The organism is Myxococcus sp. SDU36 (assembly GCF_030168875.1).
GTDB lineage: Bacteria > Myxococcota > Myxococcia > Myxococcales > Myxococcaceae > Myxococcus > Myxococcus vastator.
Genome location: NZ_CP077414.1, coordinates 3,695,214 through 3,717,990 on the forward strand (window position 1 = coordinate 3,695,214; position 22,777 = coordinate 3,717,990).

At 70.5% G+C, this 22,777-nt stretch carries 20 protein-coding genes; 5 read left to right on the forward strand and 15 right to left on the reverse strand.

Annotation, left to right across the window (positions count from 1 at the left end):
- The first annotated feature begins 3 nt into the window (after positions 1 to 3).
- Entirely contained in the window at positions 4 to 2,793 is a 2,790-nt protein-coding gene (locus KGD87_RS14385) for a hypothetical protein (RefSeq protein WP_284667993.1), read from the forward strand.
- A 22-nt stretch (positions 2,794 to 2,815) separates the two neighbouring features.
- Here the strand turns inward: KGD87_RS14385 and KGD87_RS14390 are convergent, their stop codons facing one another.
- The 6 genes from KGD87_RS14390 to KGD87_RS14415 form a co-directional block, all read right to left on the reverse strand.
- Entirely contained in the window at positions 2,816 to 3,553 is a 738-nt protein-coding gene (locus KGD87_RS14390) for an HvfC/BufC N-terminal domain-containing protein (RefSeq protein ID WP_284667994.1), read from the reverse strand.
- Complete coding sequence (gene bufB, locus KGD87_RS14395) at positions 3,550 to 4,395, reverse strand: MNIO family bufferin maturase (RefSeq protein ID WP_163783085.1); 846 nt, start codon at positions 4,393 to 4,395, stop codon at positions 3,550 to 3,552. The genes KGD87_RS14390 and bufB overlap by 4 nt, the downstream gene beginning before the upstream one ends.
- Positions 4,396 to 4,510: 115 nt before the next feature.
- On the reverse strand, positions 4,511 to 4,756 hold the full coding sequence (locus KGD87_RS14400) for a hypothetical protein (RefSeq protein WP_176417712.1): 246 nt from the start codon (positions 4,754 to 4,756) through the stop codon (positions 4,511 to 4,513).
- Between the two features lie 58 nt (positions 4,757 to 4,814).
- On the reverse strand, positions 4,815 to 6,230 hold the full coding sequence (locus KGD87_RS14405) for a M61 metallopeptidase family protein (RefSeq protein ID WP_284667995.1): 1,416 nt from the start codon (positions 6,228 to 6,230) through the stop codon (positions 4,815 to 4,817).
- Between the two features lie 178 nt (positions 6,231 to 6,408).
- The gene (locus tag KGD87_RS14410; RefSeq protein WP_284667996.1) at positions 6,409 to 7,029 is read right to left on the reverse strand and encodes a TetR/AcrR family transcriptional regulator; all 621 of its coding nucleotides are present in this window, start codon (positions 7,027 to 7,029) and stop codon (positions 6,409 to 6,411) included.
- A 14-nt stretch (positions 7,030 to 7,043) separates the two neighbouring features.
- On the reverse strand, positions 7,044 to 7,343 hold the full coding sequence (locus KGD87_RS14415; RefSeq protein ID WP_284667997.1) for a hotdog fold domain-containing protein: 300 nt from the start codon (positions 7,341 to 7,343) through the stop codon (positions 7,044 to 7,046).
- 179 nt (positions 7,344 to 7,522) lie between these two features.
- Here KGD87_RS14415 and fabF point away from each other — a divergent pair, with 179 nt between their 5' ends.
- The 3 genes from fabF to KGD87_RS14430 all read left to right on the forward strand — a co-directional run bounded on the left by fabF (position 7,523) and on the right by KGD87_RS14430 (position 11,604).
- Complete coding sequence (gene fabF / locus KGD87_RS14420) at positions 7,523 to 8,788, forward strand: beta-ketoacyl-ACP synthase II (RefSeq protein WP_284667998.1); 1,266 nt, start codon at positions 7,523 to 7,525, stop codon at positions 8,786 to 8,788.
- A gap of 311 nt (positions 8,789 to 9,099) precedes the next feature.
- Positions 9,100 to 10,719, forward strand: coding sequence for a helix-turn-helix domain-containing protein (locus KGD87_RS14425; RefSeq protein WP_284667999.1), 1,620 nt, complete (start codon positions 9,100 to 9,102; stop codon positions 10,717 to 10,719).
- A 9-nt stretch (positions 10,720 to 10,728) separates the two neighbouring features.
- The gene (locus tag KGD87_RS14430) at positions 10,729 to 11,604 is read left to right on the forward strand and encodes a tetratricopeptide repeat protein (protein ID WP_284668000.1); all 876 of its coding nucleotides are present in this window, start codon (positions 10,729 to 10,731) and stop codon (positions 11,602 to 11,604) included.
- 47 nt (positions 11,605 to 11,651) lie between these two features.
- Here the strand turns inward: KGD87_RS14430 and KGD87_RS14435 are convergent, their stop codons facing one another.
- The 3 genes from KGD87_RS14435 to KGD87_RS14445 all read right to left on the reverse strand — a co-directional run bounded on the left by KGD87_RS14435 (position 11,652) and on the right by KGD87_RS14445 (position 13,873).
- The gene (locus tag KGD87_RS14435) at positions 11,652 to 12,110 is read right to left on the reverse strand and encodes a hypothetical protein (protein ID WP_284668001.1); all 459 of its coding nucleotides are present in this window, start codon (positions 12,108 to 12,110) and stop codon (positions 11,652 to 11,654) included.
- Positions 12,107 to 12,889 carry a sulfite exporter TauE/SafE family protein gene (locus tag KGD87_RS14440; protein WP_176417707.1) on the reverse strand — a complete coding sequence of 261 codons (783 nt, stop codon included), beginning with the start codon at positions 12,887 to 12,889 and terminating at the stop codon, positions 12,107 to 12,109. The genes KGD87_RS14435 and KGD87_RS14440 overlap by 4 nt, the downstream gene beginning before the upstream one ends.
- Before the next feature lie 90 nt (positions 12,890 to 12,979).
- Positions 12,980 to 13,873, reverse strand: a complete 894-nt coding sequence (locus KGD87_RS14445) for a zinc dependent phospholipase C family protein (protein ID WP_163783090.1) — start codon at positions 13,871 to 13,873, stop codon at positions 12,980 to 12,982.
- 141 nt (positions 13,874 to 14,014) lie between these two features.
- On the opposite strand from KGD87_RS14445, the gene KGD87_RS14450 reads away from it, so the two are divergent.
- On the forward strand, positions 14,015 to 15,610 hold the full coding sequence (locus tag KGD87_RS14450) for a leucyl aminopeptidase (protein ID WP_284668002.1): 1,596 nt from the start codon (positions 14,015 to 14,017) through the stop codon (positions 15,608 to 15,610).
- A 43-nt stretch (positions 15,611 to 15,653) separates the two neighbouring features.
- On the opposite strand, the gene KGD87_RS14455 is transcribed toward KGD87_RS14450, so the two are convergent.
- The 6 genes from KGD87_RS14455 to ruvB form a co-directional block, all read right to left on the reverse strand.
- The gene (locus KGD87_RS14455) at positions 15,654 to 16,271 is read right to left on the reverse strand and encodes a hypothetical protein (protein ID WP_284668003.1); all 618 of its coding nucleotides are present in this window, start codon (positions 16,269 to 16,271) and stop codon (positions 15,654 to 15,656) included.
- 53 nt (positions 16,272 to 16,324) lie between these two features.
- Positions 16,325 to 17,560: a DUF4388 domain-containing protein gene (locus tag KGD87_RS14460; protein ID WP_284668005.1), complete on the reverse strand. Its 1,236-nt coding sequence runs from the start codon at positions 17,558 to 17,560 to the stop codon at positions 16,325 to 16,327.
- Between the two features lie 25 nt (positions 17,561 to 17,585).
- Complete coding sequence (locus tag KGD87_RS14465; RefSeq protein ID WP_284668006.1) at positions 17,586 to 18,671, reverse strand: thioredoxin domain-containing protein; 1,086 nt, start codon at positions 18,669 to 18,671, stop codon at positions 17,586 to 17,588.
- A gap of 47 nt (positions 18,672 to 18,718) precedes the next feature.
- A complete protein-coding gene (gene lpxC, locus KGD87_RS14470) occupies positions 18,719 to 19,663 on the reverse strand; it encodes a UDP-3-O-acyl-N-acetylglucosamine deacetylase (RefSeq protein ID WP_284668007.1) in 945 nt (314 codons plus the stop codon).
- 468 nt (positions 19,664 to 20,131) lie between these two features.
- Positions 20,132 to 21,607: a hypothetical protein gene (locus KGD87_RS14475; RefSeq protein ID WP_284668008.1), complete on the reverse strand. Its 1,476-nt coding sequence runs from the start codon at positions 21,605 to 21,607 to the stop codon at positions 20,132 to 20,134.
- Between the two features lie 6 nt (positions 21,608 to 21,613).
- Positions 21,614 to 22,645, reverse strand: coding sequence for a Holliday junction branch migration DNA helicase RuvB (ruvB, locus tag KGD87_RS14480; RefSeq protein WP_284668009.1), 1,032 nt, complete (start codon positions 22,643 to 22,645; stop codon positions 21,614 to 21,616).
- Positions 22,646 to 22,777 lie beyond the last annotated feature (132 nt).

Here is a 22,777-nt window from a genome sequence, read left to right on the forward strand (position 1 = left end):
ACCGTGGCGCGCCAGAGCACCTCGCGGCTCCGCCTCGTCCTGGTCACCGTGTTCGCTGTCACGACGTGGGGCTGTGAGCCAGCCCCCCGCCCTCCTTCGACGGCGCGCAACACGCCACCCCGGCTCGAAGTCCCCCCCACCCTGGACCTGCTCCCGGTGCGCGTGGGCCAGGCCGCGGAGTTCGTGGCCACCGTCGAGGACCTGGAGCAAGGCGCCGCGCTGGGCGCCAATGTGCTGTGGGTCTCCTCCGTCGAAGGCCAGCTCGCCCGCGGCGCACGGGCCACCCTCACCTTCCGCGAGCCGGGAGAGCAGCGACTGACCGCCTCGGTGGTGGATGCCGGTGGACTGGCCGCGAGCGCGTCACTCCACCTGAACGTGCTCGCGCGGGGTGCCCCGTTGGCCACCGTGGCGCGTCCCGCCCCCGGCAGCGCCTTCAACCTGGGCGAGGTGCTGGAGTTGGAGTGCGTGGCGCTGACGGAGCGCGGCGTGCGGCTCCAGGGGCGCGCGGTGCAGTGGACGTCCGCGCAGTCCGGGCCGCTGCCCGCAGGCGACGTGGTGCGGGCGACCTTGTCCGTGGCCGGAGAGGACACCCTCCGCTGCACGGCGGTGGACCCCGCCACGGGTGTCTCCGCCACCGCCGCCGTGCGCGTCACCGTCCGCGCCACGCGCGCCCCCAGCGTGCGCATCCTCCGGCCCGAGCCCGCGGAGCTCTTCGTGAAGCAAGGCGAGGCCCCGCCCCACGGCGCCTCCGTCCGCCTTGCGGCCACCGCCCAGGACTTCCACGCCGAGGGCGGCGCGGGCAACCTGGACGGCGCGGTGGCGTGGAGCCTGGCGCCCACGGGGCGTCCGCTGGGCCAGGGCCCGGCCCTGACGCACGCCTTCACCACGCCCGGCGTCTACACGGTGATGGCGCGGGTGGTGGATGGGCTCGGCAACACCGCCTCGGACAGCGTGCGGGTGCGCCTGGTCACCAACCTCCCGCCCCGGTGCGAGCTGGAGCTCCCCTCGGCCGAGAATCCACGCCTGCTCGTGGGCGTCCCCAGCCAACTGAGGGCCCGCTGCGTGGACCCGGAGACGGCGCAGCCGGTGGAGCCCCTCTGGAGCACCAGCGCTTCACCCGCGCCCCTGGGCACCGGTGAAGCCGTGAACGCCGTGCTGTCCGTGGCGGGCGCGCAGGTGTTGTCCGCGTGCGCCGTGGACCCCGAGGACGCCGCGCTGCGCGGCTGCGTGGAGCGGCCGGTCCGCGCCATCGTCAACACGCCGCCCACGGGCTGCGCCATCCAGGCACCGCTTCCAGACGCGGTGGTGAACGCGGGCGTGCCGCGGGCGCTCACGGGTTCGGCGTCGGACGCGGAGGATGCACGGACGGGACTGCGCTACACGTGGGTGTCCTCGCGGGACGGCGCCCTGGCCCAGGGGCCGAGCACGCACACCGTCCGGCTGTCCACGCCCGGCCACCACGTGCTGACGCTCACCGCGACGGACCCGTGGGGACTGGCCTGCGCGGCGACCGTGGCCGTCACCGTGAATGGCGCGCCCGACGTGCGGGTGGAGGGCGTGCTGCAAGGCGGGCTGGATTGCAGCAGAGGCCCCTGTCTGGAGGGGCAACCCGTGCTCCTCACGGGCTTCGCGAGGCCCGCGGTCCCCCTGGGCCACATCGCGGAGCTGGCGTGGCTGGACAACCTGGCGGGGAGCCTTCCGGCTGTCACGCTGCCGCAGCCCACCGCCACCCTCGCCTTCCCCCTGGCCGGTCGCCACACGACGGTGCTGGTCGCCACCGCCCAGGACGGCGCGGTGAGCCGCGCGGCGACGTCCTTCACGGTGCTGCCGCTGGGACGCTCGCGGCTGATGGAGGACGTCCCGGGCGCGCAGCGCCCCGTGGTGGCCCTGGCGCTCACCCCGGACGGGCTTCGCTACGCCGATGGGGCGTCACCTCGGGTGTATGCGGAGCGTGCCTCCACGGCGGCGCTGGACGTGGGCGCCCCGGCCCTGTCACTCCATGCGTTCCAAGGTGGAGGCGGCAACGTGCTCTTCGTGGGCACCGACGGCGGCGGCGTGCTCCGGTGCGTCCAGCGCACCTGCACACGACACACGGGCGCCATGCTGGGGGCCACGGGCGCGGCGGTGACCGCGGTGGCCGCATGGGAAGCCCCGGACGTGCTGCTGCTGGGCACCCGCCGGGGCGTGGTCCTCACGCGCGCGAGCGACCCCTCCGCGGGAGGACGCACGGGCACCGTGGGAGGCCGCCGTCTGCTGGAGGGACAAGACGTGCGGCAGCTCGCCATCTCCCCGGACTCCAGCCCGGAGCGCGTGACGGCCTGGGCGGCCACCTCGGGCGGCCTGGCGGAAATCACCATCTGGGCGGATGAAGCCTTCGAGCCCGGGCTCGCCGAAGTCGCGGTGCGGCTTCACGCGCCGCCGGCCATTCCCGATGACGACGTCCTGTCCGTGGCCGTGGGGCCGGAGGGCCAGGTGTTCGCCGGCACGAGGAAGGGCTTCAGCGCCCTGGGACGGCCCGCTCCCTCGCTGCGCGACGAGCCCTGGGGACTGCAGGACGAGGAGATTCGCACGCTCCACTTCGAACGGCAGGCCGTGGACGCACGCACCCGGGACATCCTCTGGGCCGGCATGAAGAACGGGCTGGTGCGCTACGACGTGACGGCCGACATCGCCACCCACTTCGGTACGAATGAGGGCTTGCCGGACCCGGACGTGAGCGCCCTGCTCGTGGCTCCGGGAGGACCGCGCTACGTGGGCACGGCGCGAGGCCTGGTGACGTACCCCTGGCACTGAGCGCCTGGACGGCGCGGGCCCTTCAATCCCCGCCGCCGTCATCCGGGAGGAGCACCAGTCCGTCGCGGCCGAAGCGCGTCACTGTTGCTCGCAGGTCGGCTTCCGCCATGCCCGTGGCCGCCACCACGTCCGCCAGGGCCAGCCCTTCCACCGCCATCTTCAGCACCAGCAGCGCCGGTGGCGTGGCGGCCATGTAGAGCGTCTTCAACTGCTCCGGGTGGCGCCACAGCAGCGCCAGCTCCGCGCCCGCCTCCGGTGACGTCGCGGCGCCTCGAGCCCGCACGTACGCACACACGCGGAAGTCGTGCTCCAGCACCACCAGGGTGGGGTTGGCCGTCAGCCGCTCCACGCGCTCGGGAACAGGCGCCAGGGACGCGAACACCGCGAAGTCGGTCCACTCGAAGCGGGCCAGTGCGGGCACGAAGGGCGCCAATCCCCGCGAGGCCGCCGCGTCCGCGAGGAACGTGGGGAAGCCCTCACACAGGCGGTTGAGCTCATGGTGCCGCGCGGGCCGCGTCCGCGTGAAGGCCACCACCCGTCCGTCCCAGGCCTCCTGCCCCAGGGCCTGGCGCGTCAGCGGAAACACCTTGTCCAGCGCGGAGCGCACATGGCCGAGCACGAAGCCGCCGTAGAGCGACACCCGCTCACGCGGCGCCTCCCACCCCGGGTGCCTCGCGTACAGCGCCTCCAGGGACTCCGGGCCGGGCGCGGCGAGGTAGTCCCCCATGCTGTCGAAGAAGTCGCGCAGGGACGGCTTCATCGTCCGGCGACCTCCCGCAGCGCCGCTCGCGCCACGTCCGCCTCGTCCAGCACCGCGTCCAGGGAGGGGATGTCCTGGTCCCACTCGATGAGCGTCGCCACGGGGCCGGTGCGCGCCAGCACGTAGCGGTAGAGCGACCACACGTCGTCGCAGACGCGGTCGCCGTGCGTGTCGACGATGACGTCCGGGTAGCACGTGTGGCCGGCCAGGTGAATCTGCACCACGCGCTCCAGCGGCAGGGCGTCCACGAAGGCCCGCGCGTCGTAGCCATGGTTGCGCGCGTTGACGTAGACGTTGTTCACGTCCAGCAGCAGCCCACAGTCCGCCTGCTCCACGACGTGGCGGAGGAAGTCCGCTTCCCGCAGCGTGCCGCCGGGCATCCGCGCGTAGTAGCTCGGGTTCTCCAGCAGGAAGGGACGGCCCACCCGGTCCATCACCTCGCGCACGCGGGGCACCACGTGGTCGACAGCGGCCTCGCTGAACGGCAGCGGCAGCAAGTCGTGCAGGTACACGCCGTCCAGCCGCGAAAAGCAGAGGTGGTCGGAGAAGAAGGGCGCGTCCACCCGCTTCACCAGCGCCGACAGTCCCCGGACATAGTCGTCGTCCAGCGCGTCCGGACCGCCGATGTTCAACCCCACGCCGTGGGGCAACACGGGCCACCGCTCCGCGCATGCGTCCAGCGCGCGCTGCGAGCGCCCACCCAGCGACAGGAAGTTCTCCGGGATGAGTTCCACCCAGTCGAGCGTCCGTCCGGTGCGCGGCAGCTCCGCATAGAAGCTCCTGCGCAGCCCGATGCCCGCGCCCAGCGGCTTCAGCCCATGTCGCTGTGCGTACGTCACCACGGCGAAAGCCCTCTCGAGGCGTGGGAAACAACCCGGGCGGCGGTGGAGCTGCTCAGCCGCCCGGCGACGAGGGCCCGGGTTTCACCAGGCCCCCTGGGACGTCGGTCCGGCGGAACTACTCCTTCTTCTCGCCGCCGCAGGAGCCGGCGCCGCACGAGCCGGCGCCACAGCTGCCCTCGGCGCCCTTCTCCTCGGTCGCGGCCGGAGCGGCCTCCTGCGCCTCCGTGGCACCGCTGCTCTCCGCGCCGGTCTCCTCGGCGGTGGCGGGCTCCATCTCCGCCGACTTCTTGGTCGCACAACCCGTGGCCAGCGCGGCCAGGGACAGGGTGCCGACAACCGCTGCAAGCGCCTTGACGTTCATGACTGAGACTTCCTTTCGGTACTGCGTGGGGGGTGCTGTGTGGAGGTCGCGGGTGCATTCAGGGTGTTTCGCCGTGGCTGCGCCGACCGACCACCGAATCACGCAACAGACTGTCTCGGGCGGGTACCAGCGAGACGCCGTTGGGTCCTTCCTGGACACCCAGCGCTTCTAGCAGACCGGCCTGCTCAGCAAAAGCGGGCCGCGGCAAGTGCCGCTCCAGCAGAGCATTGAACAGCGGCTGTCCCGCGACGGCATCCACCGCGGAACCGAAGGCCCCGAAGGTCGAGGAACCGCCGCGCGTCGCGAGCAGTTCCAGCACGTCATCCAGCCCTTGCGTGTTTCCAGTGATACGGCGCAATTCCACATCCAGATGCAACGCGAAGAGCGCTCCCGTCCAATAGACAGCGAGCGAAAAGCTGTCTTGAGACACGGCGTCCCGCATGGTTCGCGTGTCATTGCCCTCACGCGCCCGCGCGAAGCCGCCCAGCAGCTCCTCCCAGGCGCGCCGCGAGTCCTGCCGTCCGGAGCGCGCACGCGCGACCTCCGTGTAGTAGGTGGCCAGCCCCTCCGACAGCCAGGACACGCGGGGCACGAAGACAGGATGGGTCAGGTGCAGCATCTCGTGGACGGCCACCCAGTCCCGCGCGAAGTCCTCCGGCCGCGCCTCCTGTCCCACGCTGATGGAGATGCTGGGCGGCGAGCTCCAGCGCACCATGCCGAAGACGCTGGGCCCCCGGTGTCCGGGCGCGGGGATGACCCGCACGGTGATGCGGGGATGCGGGAAGGCGCGCCGCACGGTGCGGACCTCCTCGGCGGCCTTGCCCAGCCAGGCGCAGACAGCCTCGTCGCGCAGGTGCGTGAAGTGTCCCAGGATGGCCACGTCCAGCACCGCGTCTGGCAGGCGCACCTGGCACCGGCGGCCTCCGAAGCCGTGGAAGCCCGAGTCCACCAGGTCCTCGCCGCGCAGCCGGTACACGCCATTTTCTCCCGGCTGCCACGGCAGCAAGGCGTCGGTGCCCACCAGCGACAGCTCCACGCGCAGCCCCGGCTTCACCACCCGCGGCCGGATGAGGTACACGCGGCCCGCGACGTGCCGCGCATCGCCGTCCCCGGAGCCCTGGAAGAAGTCTGGGCCGCGCTCGCGAAGGGAGGCGTCCAGCGCGTAGCGGTAGCGCAAGAAGCGCGTCCCCCGAGGCAGCAAGACGCGGCCCTCCTGGACGGGCAGTTGCTGGACGCCACCATCCTCCCGGTGCGCGGACACGGTCGTCACGGCGCCCGGCTGGCTGAAGAGGAACTCGCGCGGCGCGCCCCGCACCAGCACCACCTCCACGTCCACCGCGTGCTCGGGCTCACGCACGTAGGTGAGGTTGTAGCGCAGCGCCGCCGCATCCTCCCTGGGGTGGTGGCGCAGCGGCGCCTGACACGACATCAGCGACAGGCCGAGCAGGATGACGCCGGCGGCTCGGGCCCGCATGCGCAGCGGCGCCCTGCTCCCCCTTCGCGGCCATCCATGCCCATCATCCATACGCGGCGAAGGTTCGCCCATCACGCGCCGGAGGTGAATGGCGACGAGGCCGCCGGGAGCGCGGGCCAACACTTCTCCAACGTCAACCCACACTTCGCGGCACGGAGGGGCAGCCCGAGCGTCGTGCTCAGCGGGCCTTCTTCCGGGCAGGGGCCAGGGCCAGGTCGCCCGGTCCTCCCTCCGTCAGCAGGAAGGCCCTGGCGGCCTCCAGGATTTCGTCGGAGAGCGGCAGGGGCTTCGTCACCCGGGCCAGCGTCATGGCCCCGAAGAGGAGCGCCAGCGTCGCCAGCGCGCGCTTGCGAGCCGTGACACCGCCCTCCCCTGACACACGGGAACCGATTTCCGCCACCAGGGACTCCAGCCCTTCGGCGAAGGCCTCACGCGACTCGGGCGTTCCCCGCGTCAGGTCCGACAGCACCGACGGCAGGATGCAGCCCGTCTCCATGTTGTCCCGGACGTGGTGGTTGAGGTAGCGGCGCGCGAAGTGGCTCAGCCATTCGGAGCCCCGCAGTTCCTCGAGGCCTCCGAGCCACCGCTCGTGCTGGCGCTGGAAGAAGGCTCGCAGGGATTCGCCGAGCAGCACGTCCTTCGACTGGAAGTGTGCATAGAAGCCCCCCACCGTCAGCCCCGCGGCGCGCATCACCCGCTCCACGCTGGCGCCGGCGAAGCCCTCCTTCCGGAACAGCGACTCCGCCGCCACCAGGATGCGCTCGCGCGTGGCTTGCTTGTGCTCGGGTGTGTACCGCATCGCTCGGTCGCCTCCTATTCGCGGCCCCCCGCCGCGGGTAGCCGGAACAGCATGCACGTGGTCGTGCCATGGGCATACAGCTTCCCGCTCGCGTCCGTCAGCTTCGCCTGCGCGGTGGCCGTGCGAGCGCCCACGTGAACCACCTCCACCGGCGCGAAGCCCAGCACCGCCGCGATGGGCGCCCCCGGCACGTCCCCTCGCAGGATGGCGCGCAGGTACTCCAGCCCGGACAGCGACCTCGCCGCGGCCACGCCGTCCCGAGTGTCCTTCCACGTCACGGTCCGGGTCCGCGAACCACCCGCTGCCTCACGCATCAGCACTCCTCCAGGATTGGATGACGAATGTCATCCCATGGGCACGAGCATTTCTACGCGTAATAAAGACTCTATTGCCACAATTGAATTATGACCATAATTCTATTGGAAGACAACGCGAGCTGGAGCCATGGGCGGGCCGGGCCCTGCCTTCGCGCTGCGCGCACGGGGAGACATCCATGTTGAAGCGGCGGGTTGCAGTGACGGGGCTGGGACTCATCAGTCCGTGTGGTACCGGAGTGGAGAAGAGCTGGGAGGCGCTGGTGCGGGGACAGAGTGGTGTGGGGCCCATCACGCTCTTCGACGCGAGCGCGCTCGACTGCCGCATCGCGGGCGAGGTGAAGGACTTCAAGCCGGAGGACTTCATCGACCGGCGGGAGCTGCGCAGGATGGACCGCTTCGCCCAGTTCGCGGTGGTGGCCGCGGACATGGCCCTGGCGGACTCGGGCCTGAAAATCACCCCGGAGAACGCCGAGCGGGTGGCGACCGTCATCGGTTCGGGCATTGGCGGCATCTCCAGCATGGAGGAGACGTTCCGCCGCGCGCTGGAGAAGGGCCCGGACCGCATCAGCCCCTTCTTCATCCTCCAGATGATCATCAACCTGGCGCCTGGCCATGTCTCCATGCGCCACGGCATCAAGGGCCCGTCCTGGTCCACCAACTCCGCGTGCTCCACCAGCGCCCACGCACTGGGTGAAGCCATGCGTGGCATCCAACGCGGCGACTTCGACGTGGCCGTGGCGGGCGGCGCCGAGGCCCCCATCTCCCTGCTGGGCGTGGGCGGGTTCGCCGCCATGAAGGCCTTGTCCACGCGCAACGACGCGCCCCACGCCGCCAGCCGCCCCTTCGACGTGGACCGCGACGGCTTCGTGGTAGCCGAGGGCGCAGGCATGCTCGTGCTGGAGGACTGGGAGCACGCCGAGGCTCGCGGCGCGCGCATCCTCGCCGAGCTCGCTGGCTACGGCGCCAGCTCCGACGCGTACCACGTCACCCAGCCCGCCCCCGGGCACGAAGGCGCCCAGCGCAGCATGCGCAACGCCCTGGCTGACGCCGCGCTCACCCCCGCGGACATCGGCTACGTCAACGCCCATGGCACGTCGACGGACCTGGGCGACGCACTGGAGATGGAGGGCATTACCCATGTCTTCGGGGACGCCGCGCGCTCGGTCGCCGTCTCTTCGACCAAGTCAATGACGGGCCACATGAACGGCGCGGCCGGTGCCGCGGAGGCCGTCATCAGCGTACTGGCCCTCACCCGTGGCCTGCTGCCGCCCACCATCAACCTGGAGCGGAAGGACCCGCGCATCCATCTGGACTGCGTGCCCAACACGGCCCGCCCCGCGCAGGTGGACGCCGTCATGAGCAACTCGTTCGGCTTCGGGGGCACCAACGTGTCCCTGGTGTTCCGGCGCCGATCGTCCATGGCCCCCTCCGCCGGCCTGTAAACCCACGCTTTCGCGTTTACCAGACCGTGACCCCAGCCATGCCGCAACGCATCAGTAAATGCTTGACAAGGCGCTGCGGAGGAGGAGGCGGCAGGCTCCCCACACGCCTCAAAGGCCAGTGATTTCATGGAGTTGAATGCACCCAGGGCGCAGTCTCCGACCGCGGTCCAGCCGGTCCGTCGCTGGCCCGACAGGGGACCTCCCGGATGAAAACGATCATTGCAAATCGGTAAATCGATTTGCAGAGTGGGTGAAGAGCCCGAGGCGCGCGCGGCCATTCGCGATCGCCGGGGGCCTCAACGCATCCGGCCATGAACGACAACGCACTGAACGCCAACGTGGGCCTGAAGCTTCGGGGACTGCGCCTTGCACGGAGCATCAAGCAGGCGGACGCAGCCAAGGACCTGGGCGTTTCCCCGGCGTACCTGAACCTCATCGAAAAGGGCAAGCGGGTGATGCCCTTCCCCCTGCTCTGGAAGGCCCTGCGCTACTTCGACCAGGACCCCGAGCAGTTCATGTCCACGCTGGGCGAAGGCCGCGTGGATGAAGCGCTCGCGAAGCTGCTGGACGAGCCGCTCCTCAAGAGCCTCGACATCGACCCGGAGTCGCTCCAGTCCCTCTCCGCGGAGCCGAAGCTCGCGGGCACGGTGGCGGCGCTCTTCAACCTCTACAAGAACACCCGCACGCAGCTGGAGAACGTGCTGGCGCAGCTCAACGTCGAGGAGCGCACGCGCGCCCAGGGCGGGCTGGGCAACGGCGCCTCGCCCGGCGTGCGCTTCGACTACTCGCCCTTCGACGAGGTCAGCGACTTCCTGGAGAAGCACCGCAACTACTTCCCGGAGCTGGAAGAGCAGGCGGACGCGCTGCGCCGCGACGTGCGCCTGGAGCGGCAGCTCACCAGCGGTCAGCTCATCCGGCTGCTGGAGGAGCGCTTCGGCTACCGCGTCCTCTTCGACGACCCGTCCCCCTCCGGCTCGTCCGTGGTGCGGCGGTTGGACCCGGAGGAGCGGACGCTGACGCTGTCGCCCTTCCTCACCGAACAGCCGCTGAAGTTCCAGATTGCCGCGTCCATTGGCCTGCTGGTGATGGACCGCGAGAAGCTGATGGAGCGCGTGCTGGACGCGGGCCGCATGCGCCACGGGGAGACGCAGCGGCTCATCAAGGTGAACCTGGCCAACTACTTCGCCGGCGCGCTGATGCTGCCCTATGGGGACTTCTTCAAGGAGGTGCAGCGCACGCGCTACGACGTGGAGCTCCTGTCCAGCATCTTCGGCTCCACCTACGAGACGGTGGCCCACCGCCTGTGCAACCTGTCGGACCCGAAGCGACCCGGGATTCCGTTCCACTTCCTGCGCGCGGACATCGCCGGCAACATCTCCAAGCGCTACAGCGGCACCGGCATCCGCTTCGCCAGCGGCGGCGGAAGCTGCGCCAAGTGGGCCGTGCACCTGGCCTTCCTCAACCCGTCCCAGCTGACGCGGCAGTACTCCATCATGCCGGACGGCACCGCCTACTTCTGCTTCGCCAAGGTGCAGCTCCAGCCGATTGAGGGCTCCATCGTCAAGGGCACCGCGTACTCCATTGGCCTGGGCACCCACGCGGAGAACGCCAAGTACCTGGCCTACGGCCTGCCCACGACGGACCTGCGCAAGGACGCCATTCCGTCCGGCATCTCCTGCCGCTTCTGCGAGCGCACCGACTGCAACCAGCGCGCGGCGGCCAGCTACCGCTTCGCCTTCGCCTTCGACGAGTACACGAAGAAGGACTGCTTCTTCTCCCCCATCCTCGTCCATGAGAAGGCCGAAAAGGTGGAGAAGGACCGGCACCCGGGCGCCCATTCCCTGGCCGTGGCCGCCACCGGGACTGACGGGAGCGAGAAGGACGATTCGTTGGACAAGACCTCCCGCCGCCGCAAGGGTGGCGACGCCTGAGGCCCCCCCATGCACCACCCGCCCGAAGACACCCAACGCACCCACATCCTCGACGCCATCCAGAAGCAGAAGAACGCGCTGGCGCCGCTGCGCATCACCGGCTCGCCCACCGAGGTGGGCCAGGGCCTCGTGAGCCTGGCCGAGCTGCACGGCCTGCTGGAGGACCACGCCGCCAGCCGGCAGCTCTACGAAGAGGCGCTCGAGAAGTTCCTGGAGGCGAAGTACAAGCCCGGCCAGGCGCAGGCCCTGATGGGGCTGGGCGTGGTGAAGGCGAACTTCGAGGACCACCGCGGCGCCATCGAACAGATTGCCCGCGCCGCCATGCTCTTCAACGAGTCCAAGGACCGTGAGGGCGAGGCCCTGGCCCGCGCCTGCATCGGTGAGTCCCTGCGCTCGCTGGGCCAGCCGGAGGCCGCCGAGGAGAAGTACCAGGAGGCGCTCATCCTCCTGCGCCAGACGCGCAACACGGAGCGGGTGGCGCGGCTGCTCATCGACATCGGCGACATCCGCATGGAGAAGGGCGACTACGAGCCCGCGCGCAAGCGCTTCCTGGAGGCCGTGCCGCTGCTGGAGCAGGGAGAGGACCCGGAGGCGCTCGCGCTGGGCCACCTGCTGCTGGGCGAGTCCGAGGGACTGCTCGGCAACCACGAGGGTGCGCGCCCCCACCTGCTCCGCGCGGTGGAGCTGTACCAGGAGCTGCACGACCACGCGTACGAGGCCCGCGCCCGCTGGGACTTGGGCCTGTCCTGCTACTACCAGCAGGACTTCGCGGCGGCCCGCAAGCAGTTCGAGACGCTGCTTCCGCTCTACCAGGAGCTGGGTCAGCCGGGTGAAGTGGCCAAGGTCCAGAACATCCTGGCCCACTTCACCGCGCGCGGCGTGTGAGCGCTCTTCCCCGACACCGGGGAGAGCGCCGTCACACGCGCGCTCCGCTAGGCTTGGATGCCGGCGCCCACGGCGACCGCGAGCAACCCCAGCACGCCCGCGGCCATCGCCATGTAGCGCCACTCACCCCGCAGGCCCAGCAGCGTGCCCGCCACCGCGAGCCGCGCCACGGGCGTCACCAACAGCAGGGACGCGGCGCCCTTTCGCAATAAGTCGATGGCGACGTGCACGCGCTCGGATTGGGGCATGGCCTCCAGCCCCAGCGACACGACGAACATCCCGCCGCTGACCACCGCGCCGACGCGCAGCACCCGCGCAATCCACCGGTCGCCCACCACCGCGCGCTCACGGTGATGATGTTGCACCTGCTCCGCCGCCCCCGCGTCCGGTTGCGTCAGCGACGCGGCCCCTCCCGTGACTGCCACGTTGTGCGAAACGGCGGGATGCTCCGCCGCCACCGCCGACGCGGAAGCGCGTGCCGCTCGCGCTTCCTCGGGTTCACTCACTTCAGGATGCTCGGCCACAATCCCTCCCCTCCCTTCCACAGCATCTGTCCCGCGACCACCAGCAGCACCACCGCGAACAAACGCTTGAGCACCGCCGTGGGCACCCTCGGCATCAGCCGGCTGCCCACATATGCGCCTCCCAGGACCCCCACCACCAGCGGCGACACCAGCGCCAGCTTCAGATGGCCCCTCAACGCGTACGCGGCAACGCTCGCGGCGCCCGTGACGCCAATCATCAGGTTGCTCGTCGCGCTGGCCACCTTGAACGGCACGTGCATGCCGTACGCCATCAGCGGCACCTTGAGCGGTCCTCCGCCCACCCCCAACAGCGAGGACAGGCCACCGGCCACGAAGGAGCCGGAGATGCCCAGCGGGTAGTTGGTGGGCGCGTAGTCGTCCAGCGCGGCGGGCTCCTGATGCGGCGAGCGCAGCAGCAACATCTGCAGCGCCACGTAGAGCGTGAAGAGCCCGAACACCACCGCCACCATCGCCGGCGCCACCATGGCCGCCACCAGGCCGCCAGCGATGGCGCCCATCACCGTCGCCAGCTCCAGCGACAGCCCCAGGCGGATGTCACTCAGGTGTTTGTGCACATAGCCCGCGGCGGCGGAGCACGAGCTGGCCACCACGCACATGAGGCTCGCGGGGATGGCCTGCTCCAACGGAATGTCGAACCCCAGCACCAGCGCGGGCACCAGGACGATTCCGCCTCCGATGCCGAGCATCGCACCCAAGGTGCCCGCGAGCGCGCCCACCGCGATGAGGAGTAGGACCGTCATTCCTCTTCGAGGATAGGAGCGGCCTCGCGCTTCGGACAGCGCCATTCCCCGAGCGCGCCGGGCTCGCCAGGACGCCTGCTCCGCAGGGTGTCACGCCGCCCGTGCGCCCAGCGTCCCTTCGGGGAAGGCCTCCAGGAAGCGGGCGCGCGTACGGGGCGTGAAGGTGCCCCTCGCCATGTAGCCGTGCAACCGACGCAGCACGCCACGCGCCGTCTCCAGCGCGCCTTCCACCTCCGCGGCGAAGTCGAAGGTGTCGTTGCGGTACAGCTCCTGGAACGACAGCCGCGCATAGGCCGGCAACGCGCGCGCCCGGCCCATGGGGCTTGAAAGGAAGAGACCGGAGACGTACAGGCCGCGCACCCAGCCATCCACCTCCGACTTGCCAGGTGCCTGGCCCACACGCTCCTGGGAGGACAAACGAACCAGCTCGTAGAGCCCGCCGCCAATGCCCCGCCACGGGAAGCCCGGGCTCTTCACCACCTGACACTTCTCCCGCAGCCGCGGCGTGCCGAGCAGCTCCATGCCGTGCAGCTCGCGCAGGTAGAAGAGCGTCTGCGCCCATTCGATGTCGCGGTGCGCGTCCAGGGCGCGCTCCCCGCGGCGGCGGTGCCGCACCACCAGCCTGTCCACCACCGGATACAGCCGGCGGTCCACGCACAGGTGCGTGAAGTAGCCCGCGAGCACCGCGAGGCCCGGCTCGGTGCCCACCAGCGCGCCGGAGGCCACCAGCTCCGCCATCTTCAGCCCGAAGCCCACGGGAGCGCGCTCGTGGTACAGCCGCGCGAAGTGCGGCAGCTCCCGTTCAGGCAGGAAGGCGGCGAGCCCGCCGCGGAGGCCTTCGCACAGCGGGAGGTCTGGCAGCGCCGCGCCGAAGCGCGCATACGGCAGGTCCTCTGACAACGCACGCACCCAATCCGCCGGCAGCTCGCCCGGGTTGGCGGCCATCCGTTCAATGGCGGTCAGATGCATCAGCAGCGTGGGCATTCCCCACACTGCTACCCAGTGCAACGAAGCAATGCAATGCTCGAATGAAATCCAACGCTTTGCGTGTAACAAGGCGGGCGTTACAGTCCGCGCCCTTTGCAAAAGCCCCAGCCTTTCCACCGTTCAGGAGTTTCACGGCCCATGAACTTCAGCTTCGTCTCCGGCGATGTCACGCGGACGAGCGGCGACCTGCTCGTCATTCCCCTCTTCGAGGGTGAGCTGGGAGACAGCGCCCCGTCCTCCCTCTCCTCGGCGGATGGCGCCCTGGAGGGACGCCTGCGCGGCGCCGCCACCCAGGAGGGCTTCAAGGCACGCGCGGACCAGAGCCTGGTGATGCACACCCTGGGGCGCACGTCGTCCGAGCGCGTGCTGCTGCTGGGCCTGGGCAACCGCGCCCGCTTCCATCCGGAGGTGCTGCGGCTGGCCGCCGGCCGCGCCGCGAAGACGGCGCAGCGGCTCAAGGTCACCTCGGTGGCGTTCGCCCTGCCGGCCACCCAGTCCGCGCAGGACGCGGTGCGCGCCGTGGTGGAAGGCGTGGCGCTGGGCGTCTACCGCTTCGACAAGTACAAGTCCTCCGCGCGCGAGGAGAAGAAGGGCGCCGCGAAGCTGGGCAAGGTGTCCCTGGTGCTCCCTGAAGGCACGGAGCGCACGCGCGAGCTGGATGACGCGCTGACGCTGGCACAGCGCGTCGCGGAGGCCACCAACTGGGCCCGCGACCTCGTCAACGAGCCGCCCAACGCGGTGACGCCCACGGTGCTGGCAGAGGCCGCGCGTCAGGCCGCGAAGGAAGGCGGGCTGAAGGTCACCATCGGCAACCGCCGCGACATCGAGAAGCTCGACATGGGCATGTTCCTCGGCGTCACCGCGGGGAGCACCGAGGAGCCTCGCCTCATCCACCTGACGTACACGCCCAAGAACGCGCGCGACGCCAAGCAGCCGCCGCTGGCGCTGGTGGGCAAGGCCATCACCTTCGACTCGGGCGGCCTGTCGCTCAAGCCGACGGACGGCATGGTGGACATGAAGACGGACATGGCGGGCTCGGCCGCGGTGCTGGGCGCCATGAAGGTCATCGCCGCGCTCAAGCCGCCCTTCCCCGTGCACGCCTTCATCGGCGCGTGCGAGAACATGCCGGCCGGCAATGCCTACAAGCCGGGTGACATCCTCACCTCGCGCCTGGGCAAGACGGTGGAGGTCACCAACACGGACGCGGAGGGCCGCCTGGTGCTGGGCGACATCCTGACGTGGGCCACCGAGCACCAGCCGGCCGCCATCATCGACCTGGCCACGCTCACGGGCGCCTGCGTCGTCGCGCTGGGCAACTACATCGTCGGCGCCTTCGGCGACCACGAGGAGACGGTGGCGCAGGTGCTCCAGGCCGCGCACACCGCGGGCGAGGAGATGTGGCGCATGCCCATCAGCGACATGCAGAAGGACGCCCTGCGCTCCGATGTCGCCGACATGAAGAACTCCGGCGAGCGCTGGGCCGGCGCCATCAACGCCGCCATCTTCCTCCGCGAGTTCGTGGCCGAGACGCCGTGGGTGCACCTGGACATCGCCGGCCCGTCCAGCAGCCCCAAGGAGCGCGGCTACCTGAGCAAGGGCGGCACCGGCGTGGGCGTGCGCACCCTGGTGGAGTACGTCCGCCTGCGCGCGCGGACGCAGGACACCGCGCCCGTCGAAGCGGCGCCCGCGCCCAAGGCCAGCAAGGCCAAGCCGGCCCGGAAGCGCGCGAAGTAGCCCGGCCGCCCAGCCAGAGGGCGTCCCGGAGGAAGGGGCGCCCTCAGCGCCGGGGCACCTTCCACGCCGTCGCCGGCCCCGCCAGCGGGCGGACGCCCTGGATGAGCGCATCCACGCTCTGGGGCACGTCCGCCGCGGCCTGCGCCGGCCAGGTGGCCAGCATCATCAACACGCGCCCGGGGATGCCTTCACGCACGGCCACCTTGCCGTGCACGCCATCCCCCACCTGGAAGTCGAAGCCCACCGCGGTGTCCGACAGCGGAATGGGCGCTGGGTCCGAGGTGGTGAAGCCCGGATGCTGACGGAGCCCCTCGGTGAGCCGCTCCGCGAACTGCGTGGGAGAGGCCACCGCGGGCGCCACCTGCAACACCACCTGCGCCCCGGAGACGTTGTGGCGGAGGATGACGGGAATGGCGAGCCCCTCCGGCGTGCGCTCATTCGTCTCGTCCAACTGCCAGTCTGCCGTGGGCCGGATGATTTCGAAGCCCAGATCTTCGTCCACGTAGCGGCGCGTCGTCGAGCGGCTGTCCTGGCGCGTGGCCTCCACGGATGGGGCGGGCCCGGAGCCGCCGGTGCCCTCGTGTGTCACCGCCTGGCGAGCGCCACTGCAGGCCGTCGTCAGCGCCAGGAGTCCCCACACCCACTTCCGCATCGCGCCCATGCCCGCTCCCCGCCCCAAACGCCGTGACGGCGAACGTGGGCACGGGCGGCCCCCTAGGCCAGTCCTCCCTGGAGCGTGCGGTAGGTGTTGGACAGCCGCTCCGCCACGTCCGTGGGCAGGACGTTGCGCGCTGAAAACAACGCATAGGACACGAAGGCGTCCAGGGCCTCCAACGTGAGGGCCCGGCCCACCGCCTCGCCTCCCGAGGTGAGGTTGGCCCTCAGCCGCGCCACGTCCACACGCCCGTCCGCCAACAGCATCACCCCGGCGTACGCGTCCTCCAGCCCCTGCGGCGGCGTGTCCAGGAAGCCGCGCAGCAGGTCCGTGTCCTCTCCGGCGTCGCCCAGGGCCCGGTGCACCAGGGACAACAGCAGGTTGTAGCGCTCCTCGGCGGACAGCAGCTCCCAGGCCATGCCCTCCACGGCGGGCGCCTGTGCCGGAGGCGGCTCCGCGGGGTGGACGGCCACGTTGCCGCCGCGCACAGCCTCTTCCAGCCACGTGTAGAAGGCGTGCGGGCCGCCCTCGTAGGACGCGCGCAGGCTGGCCAGCGGCAGCCCGTCCGCCAGCCGGGCGAACAACCGCTCTTCACCCGGCAGCGGCCCTTCAGGGCCCAGCGTGGCGCGCATGTCGTCCGGGAAGCGTCGGCGCAGGCGCGACACCAGCTCCGCCCGCTTGATTCCGGTGAGGACCAGGTCCCGCGTGCGCTCGGGCAGCTTCACCACGTCCGCCATGGGCGCGGGGCCCTCGACGAAGACGAAGCCGCCGTCCTCCAGTTCGAAGAGGCTGAGCACCACCTCACGCACCACGTACGTCATGGCGCTGTACAGGTTGGCCTCGGAGACGAGCCCCTCCGACGTGAGCACCTGGCCGATGCGGCGCGACGGCGTCACGCGCGACAGGGCCTGCGTCAGCTGCGCCTGCGTCAGCAAGCCCAGGCGAAGCAGCGCCGCGCCCAGCCGCTCCCAGCGCTCCGTGGAGGTGGCGAACACCACCTGCCCGTCCCGGAAGGACACCGTGCGGCGGCCCGTGGCGTGCTGCACCGCCAGCAAGCCGCTGCGGATGCCAGACAGGACGTGGGCGAAGACCTCCTCCACCGACAGGGTGCGCAGGCTGCCGGCGAGGAAGCCAGCGAAGCCGGGCGGCTCCTGGAGGAGGACCATCCCCTCCGGCCCGTGGAACCAGGCCTGGAGGGGACGGGCGGGGGACAACCCCTGGGCGAGCGGCCGCTCCAGGTCGAGCGATGCCGCATCACCCGCGAGGCGGGGCGTGGCTTTGGGTCGTGTCGCCACTGCCCACCTCTCCGACTGCCGGGGACTACTTCTGCGGCGCGTTCAGCTCCGCGTCGATGATGCTCTTGAACTCCTCGAAGGGCTGCGCGCCGGACAGCAGGATGCCGTTGATGAAGAAGGCCGGGGTGCCAGACACGCCCGCCTGCTTGCCCTCGGCCAGGTCCTTCTGGACGATGGCGCCCTTCTCACCCGAGTCCAGGCACGCGTTGAACTTCTCCGTGTCCAGCTTCAGGTCGGCGGCGTGCTTCTTCAGCGCGTCCACGCTCAGCGCCTGCTGGTTGGCGAAGAGGTGGTCGTGCATCTCCCAGAACTTGCCCTGGTCCTGCGCGCACAGCGAGGCCTCGGAGGCCTTCGGCGCCTCCTTGTGGAAGTCGAGCGGGAAGTGGCGGAACACGATGCGGACCTTGTCGCCGTACTCCTGCTGCACCTGCGCCAGCGCCGGGTTGGCGCGGCTGCAGAACGGGCACTGGAAGTCGCTGAACTCGACGATGGTGATGGGCGCGCCCTCCGGGCCACCCTTCGCGGCGCCCGTGGCGGCCACCTGCTTGCGGACGGCGGGGGGGCGCGGCGGCTCCGGCAGCGTCACCTTGACGTTGGCGGACTTGCGCAGCTCCTCGAAGAGGGCCTGCGCGCGCTCCTGCTTCGGCTGCTGCGTCAGGAACTCCACGATTTGCGGCTTCATCTGCTCGAAGGTGGAGCCCTCCGGCAGCTGACCGGCGGCGCCGTCGTAGACTTCCTTGATGCGCTCGTCGGTGGGCGCGGGGACCTTGTCGTCGATCTCCGCCTTCAGGTACGCCTCTTGGGAGATGCCGCGCTTCTTGGCCTCGGCATCCACGAGCTTCTCCGTCACCATGCCGTCCAGGCCACGCTTCAGGAGCTGCGACTTCTGCTTCTCCAGGTTGGCCAGCGGCTCCTGGAGGCGCTCGTTGAGCTCCTTGTAGGTGATCTTCTGCCCGTCGCCGAACGTCGCGACGACAGTGTCGGGCGCGGGCTCGCCCGCGGTCTGCGGCGCCGCGGGAGCGGTGGCTGGCGCCTTCTCCTTGTTACAGCCGGCGGTGAAGGTGGCCGCCAGGAGCGCGGCGAGGATGACGCGGGTGGGACGGTTGAGCATAGCCCGCCCACTTAGCCGAGCCTTCCCGGACCTGCAAGTTAATGACGTCAGGCGACCAGCGGCTCGAAGTCCAGCGCGCCGGCCAGTCCGGAGAAGCCCAATCCCATGCCCTCCAGCTCACGGCGGCGGGCGGGGACGATTTCGTAGCAGCTCGGGTCGGCCATCACCTTGCGCACCAGCTTGTGGTTGAGCGCGTGGCCCGTCTTGTACGCCGTCATGTGGCCGATGACGGGCCGGCCGAACAGCGACACGTCGCCGATGGCGTCCAGAATCTTGTGACGAACGAACTCGTCCGGGAAGCGCAACCCGTCCGGGTTGAGGATGGAGACCTCGTCCACGACGATGGCGTTCTCCAGCGAACCACCCCGGGCCAGGCCCAGCTGCTTCAGCTTCTCCACGTCCCGCAGGAAGCCGAAGGTGCGCGCGCGGGAAATCTCACGCGCGAAGTCCCGGTCGCCGAAGTCCAGGTCGAAGGACTGGCCCTGGATGACGGGGTGCTCGAAGTCGATGGTGCAGCTGATGCGGAAGTGCCGGGCCGGCGTGAGCGAGGCCTGCTTGTCGCCGTCCACCACCGACACCGCCTTGCGGATGACCAGCAGCTCCTTGGGCGCCTCCTGCTCCCGCACACCCGCGCTCTGGATGAGCGCCGCGAAGGGCGCCGCGCTGCCGTCCATGATGGGGACTTCCGGACCGTCCAGCTCCACCCGGAGGTTGTCGATGCCCAAACCGGCCAGCGCCGCCATCAGGTGCTCCACCGTGCCCACGCGGACCCCGTCACGGCCCAGCGTCGTGGCCAGCGAGGTGTCCACCACGTACTCCGCCAGCGCGGGGATGCTCACCGGGCGGGCGAGGTCCGTGCGCACGAAGACGATGCCATGCCCCGGGGGCGCCGGGCGCAGGGTGAGCGTCACCCGGGCACCCGAGTGGAGTCCCACGCCCTGCAGGGAGGCGATCTTCGAGAGAGTGCGCTGGTTGTAGGAGGACGGTCGCATTGTGGGTGTCGCCTCGTGGCTTCTCGGTGCTGCGGAGCTTCCGTTCCAGTTCCGCCGGAGGGCTGGAAACGTTCATCAGTGGTCTGATGTGACGCGCGAATCGAGCAATCAGCATGCCACTTCTCCGTGACATGCCTGGCAGCGCCGTGGGCTTGAAGTCCAGCTCCAACCCCCTGGAGTTGCTCGGCTTTTTCGTGCGCCTTCAGGGTCACCGGTTCCGGCCTGGCGCCCCTCCCCCCGTGGCGGATTGCTGATTCCCTCCTGAACCGCGACACCGATGTCCGGGATTTGTCATCCCCGTCCCTGGCATCCCCGCGCCCTGCCCTCTCCTCAACAACCCGTGTCTTCCATGCAACACGGGCGCGTCCATAGCGCAAGGAACTCAACGACGCAAACACCCGCAGTGACAATGCCCCATACGCAGGGACCGTCATGCGGGGTGGCCAGTAGCACCGCGACAGGGCTGTATCAGCGTGCAGGGGTGGTGAGGAACCTGTCCCGCAGGGCCTCTGCGTCCGGCCGATCAAAGCCCCGGCCCTGGAGGTGGGTGCGGCGGCTGACGGCGTGGAAGGTGGACTCCAGCGTCTGGATGAAGCGCCGCAGGTCCTCGCCGAGCCGGGCGCGGATGCCAGGCCCTTCCGGCGGCCAGGGCAGTTCCACCAGCAGCGAGGTGAAGCGGTCGAAGGCGTCGTAGTCGCCGTAGCGCAGCAGCTGGTAGCCGCCGTCGTGGAAGTAGCCCAGGAAGTCCTTGAGGGCGTCCAGCGCGCGCTCGGCGGCGGGGACGTCCTCGGCGCGCAGGTGGGACTCCGCGGCGCGGCACAGCTGGGCGTACACCCACAAATCCTTGCGCAGGCGCAGCGCCGCCTCCCGCGGGCTCATCAGTTCGTCGAAGACGCCGTCGGCCAGGCCCCCGTTGGGCGCCAGCGCCTCCACCAGCGCCACCACCTGCGTGCGCAGCACCCCCGTGAAGGCGGACGCGGCGCGCAGCGGGGCTTCCGCGTCGCGGTCCAGGTTGACCAGCACCTCGCGGGCCACGCGCTCCGTCTCCCGGGCGATGTCACGGGCGGCGCGCAGCGTGGCGGCCTGCAGGGACTTGGAGCCGGCCTTCGGAGACAGCTCCGAGTGCATCCACGACGCCAGCGCGGTGGCCTCGCTGCGCACCAGCGCCAGCAGCACACGCACGCGGCGGGAGAAGGGCGGCTGCTCCTCCGCGTCCACGTAGGCCAGGTAGTGCAGCAGCCGGAAGAGGCCCAGGAAGGTGGTGGTGAAGGCGGTGCGCTGCTCCTCCTGGAGGGTGACCAGCGTGTCCAGCAGCCGCACCGAGCGGAGCCGGTCGTATTCGACGCGGAACTCCAGCGGGCGGAAGGGACGGAAGTAGCGGTTGAGGACGATTTCCCGCAGGGACAGCTTGCCCACGTCCTGGAACAGGCCGAGGTTCGCCGCCGGCAGCTTGAGCAGGTGGTCCAGCAGGTTCTTCAGCGCGTCGAAGGCCTCGCGCAGCACGAAGAGGCTTTCGGGCGGCGTCTCCTGGTCCAGCTGCTCTTCGATGAGCGCGCGCCGGACGCGGTCGTCCGCGAGCTGGGTCTCCACGTACTTGCGGAAGACCATCTTCTGGTCGCTGTCCGGGTCCTGCAGGTGGCGCGCGACGCGGATGGCGCGGTCCATGGCGTCGCGCACGTCCGCCAGCTCCTCGCGGAAGTCCCGCGTGACGAGCGGCCTGTCGCGCGCGTCCACCACCGTGTTGAGGTTGAGGTAGCGCTCCACCGCGCGCAGCAGCATCTCGAACTCGAACAGCAGCTCCTCCCGCCCCTCCACGGGCACGCCCCGCAGCCAGCGCTCGCGTTCGGCGAGGAAGCCGGCGCGCGACGTCTGGGAGGCGCGCATCAGGTCGGCGTAGAAGTCGCGGGGGACGTGGGGCGACGAGGAAGGCGTGTCCTGGCTCATGGCATCTCAGAAGAGGCTGCCCTGGGGCGTGGGCGGTGGTTGCTTCTTGAAATACTGGTACGTGCGATGCGTGGCCATCCGGCCCCGCGGCGTGCGCTGGAGGAAGCCTTCCTGCATCAGGAAGGGCTCGTACACGTCTTCAATGGTATCGCGCTGCTCGCCCACGCTGGCGGCGATGGTCTCCACGCCCACCGGGCCGCCGCCGAACTTGTCGAGGATGGTCAGCAGAATCTTGCGGTCCATGGAGTCCAGGCCGCTGGCGTCCACCCCCAGCCTGTCCAGCGACTTCTGCGCCAGCTCCAGGGTGATTGTGCCATTGCCTTCGACCTCCGCGAAGTCACGCAGCCGGCGCAGCAGCCGGTTGGTGATGCGCGGCGTGCCCCGCGAGCGGCTGGCCACCTCGCGCGCGGCGTCCTTGTCCAGGGGAATGCCCAGGATGCGCGCGGAGCGGTGGAGGATGCTCTCCAGCGCCTTGGCGTCGTAGTACTCCAGCCGCTCCTGAATCTGGAAGCGGTCGCGCAGCGGCGAGGTGAGCAGGCCGGTGCGCGTGGTGGCGCCAATCAACGTGAAGGGCGGCAAATCAATCTTCATCGCCCGGGCGGCGGGCCCGGTGTCGATGGTGATGTCCAGCCGGAAGTCCTCCATGGCCGGGTAGAGGTATTCCTCCACGGCGGCGTTGAGGCGGTGGATTTCATCGATGAAGAGCACGTCGCGCGCGTCGAGGTTGGTGAGCAGGCCCGCCAGGTCCCCCTTGCGCTCCAGGGCGGGGCCGCTGGTGACGTGGATTCCCACGCCCAGCTCGTTCGCGATGATGTGCGCCAGCGACGTCTTGCCCAGGCCCGGCGGGCCGGAGAACAGGCAGTGGTCCAGGGCTTCGCCCCGGCTGCGCGCGGCCTGCACGTAGACCTTGAGCTTCTCGACGACGAGCCCCTGGCCCACGTACTCGTCGAACGAGCGCGGACGCAGGGAAGCCTCGAGCCGGACGTCCTCGGGCAGGACGTCTTCCGAGAGTGTGTCGGACTTCCTCGCCATGACCATCCGGACCCTATACAGGAAGGCCGCGCGTGTCGCCGCACATCTGGCGGCGATACACTCCGTGGGCCGCCGGGCCCGCCAGCCAGGCGGGCGCGGGCAGGGGAAGGTGGGCCCCTCTCCCGGCGTTCCTGGCAC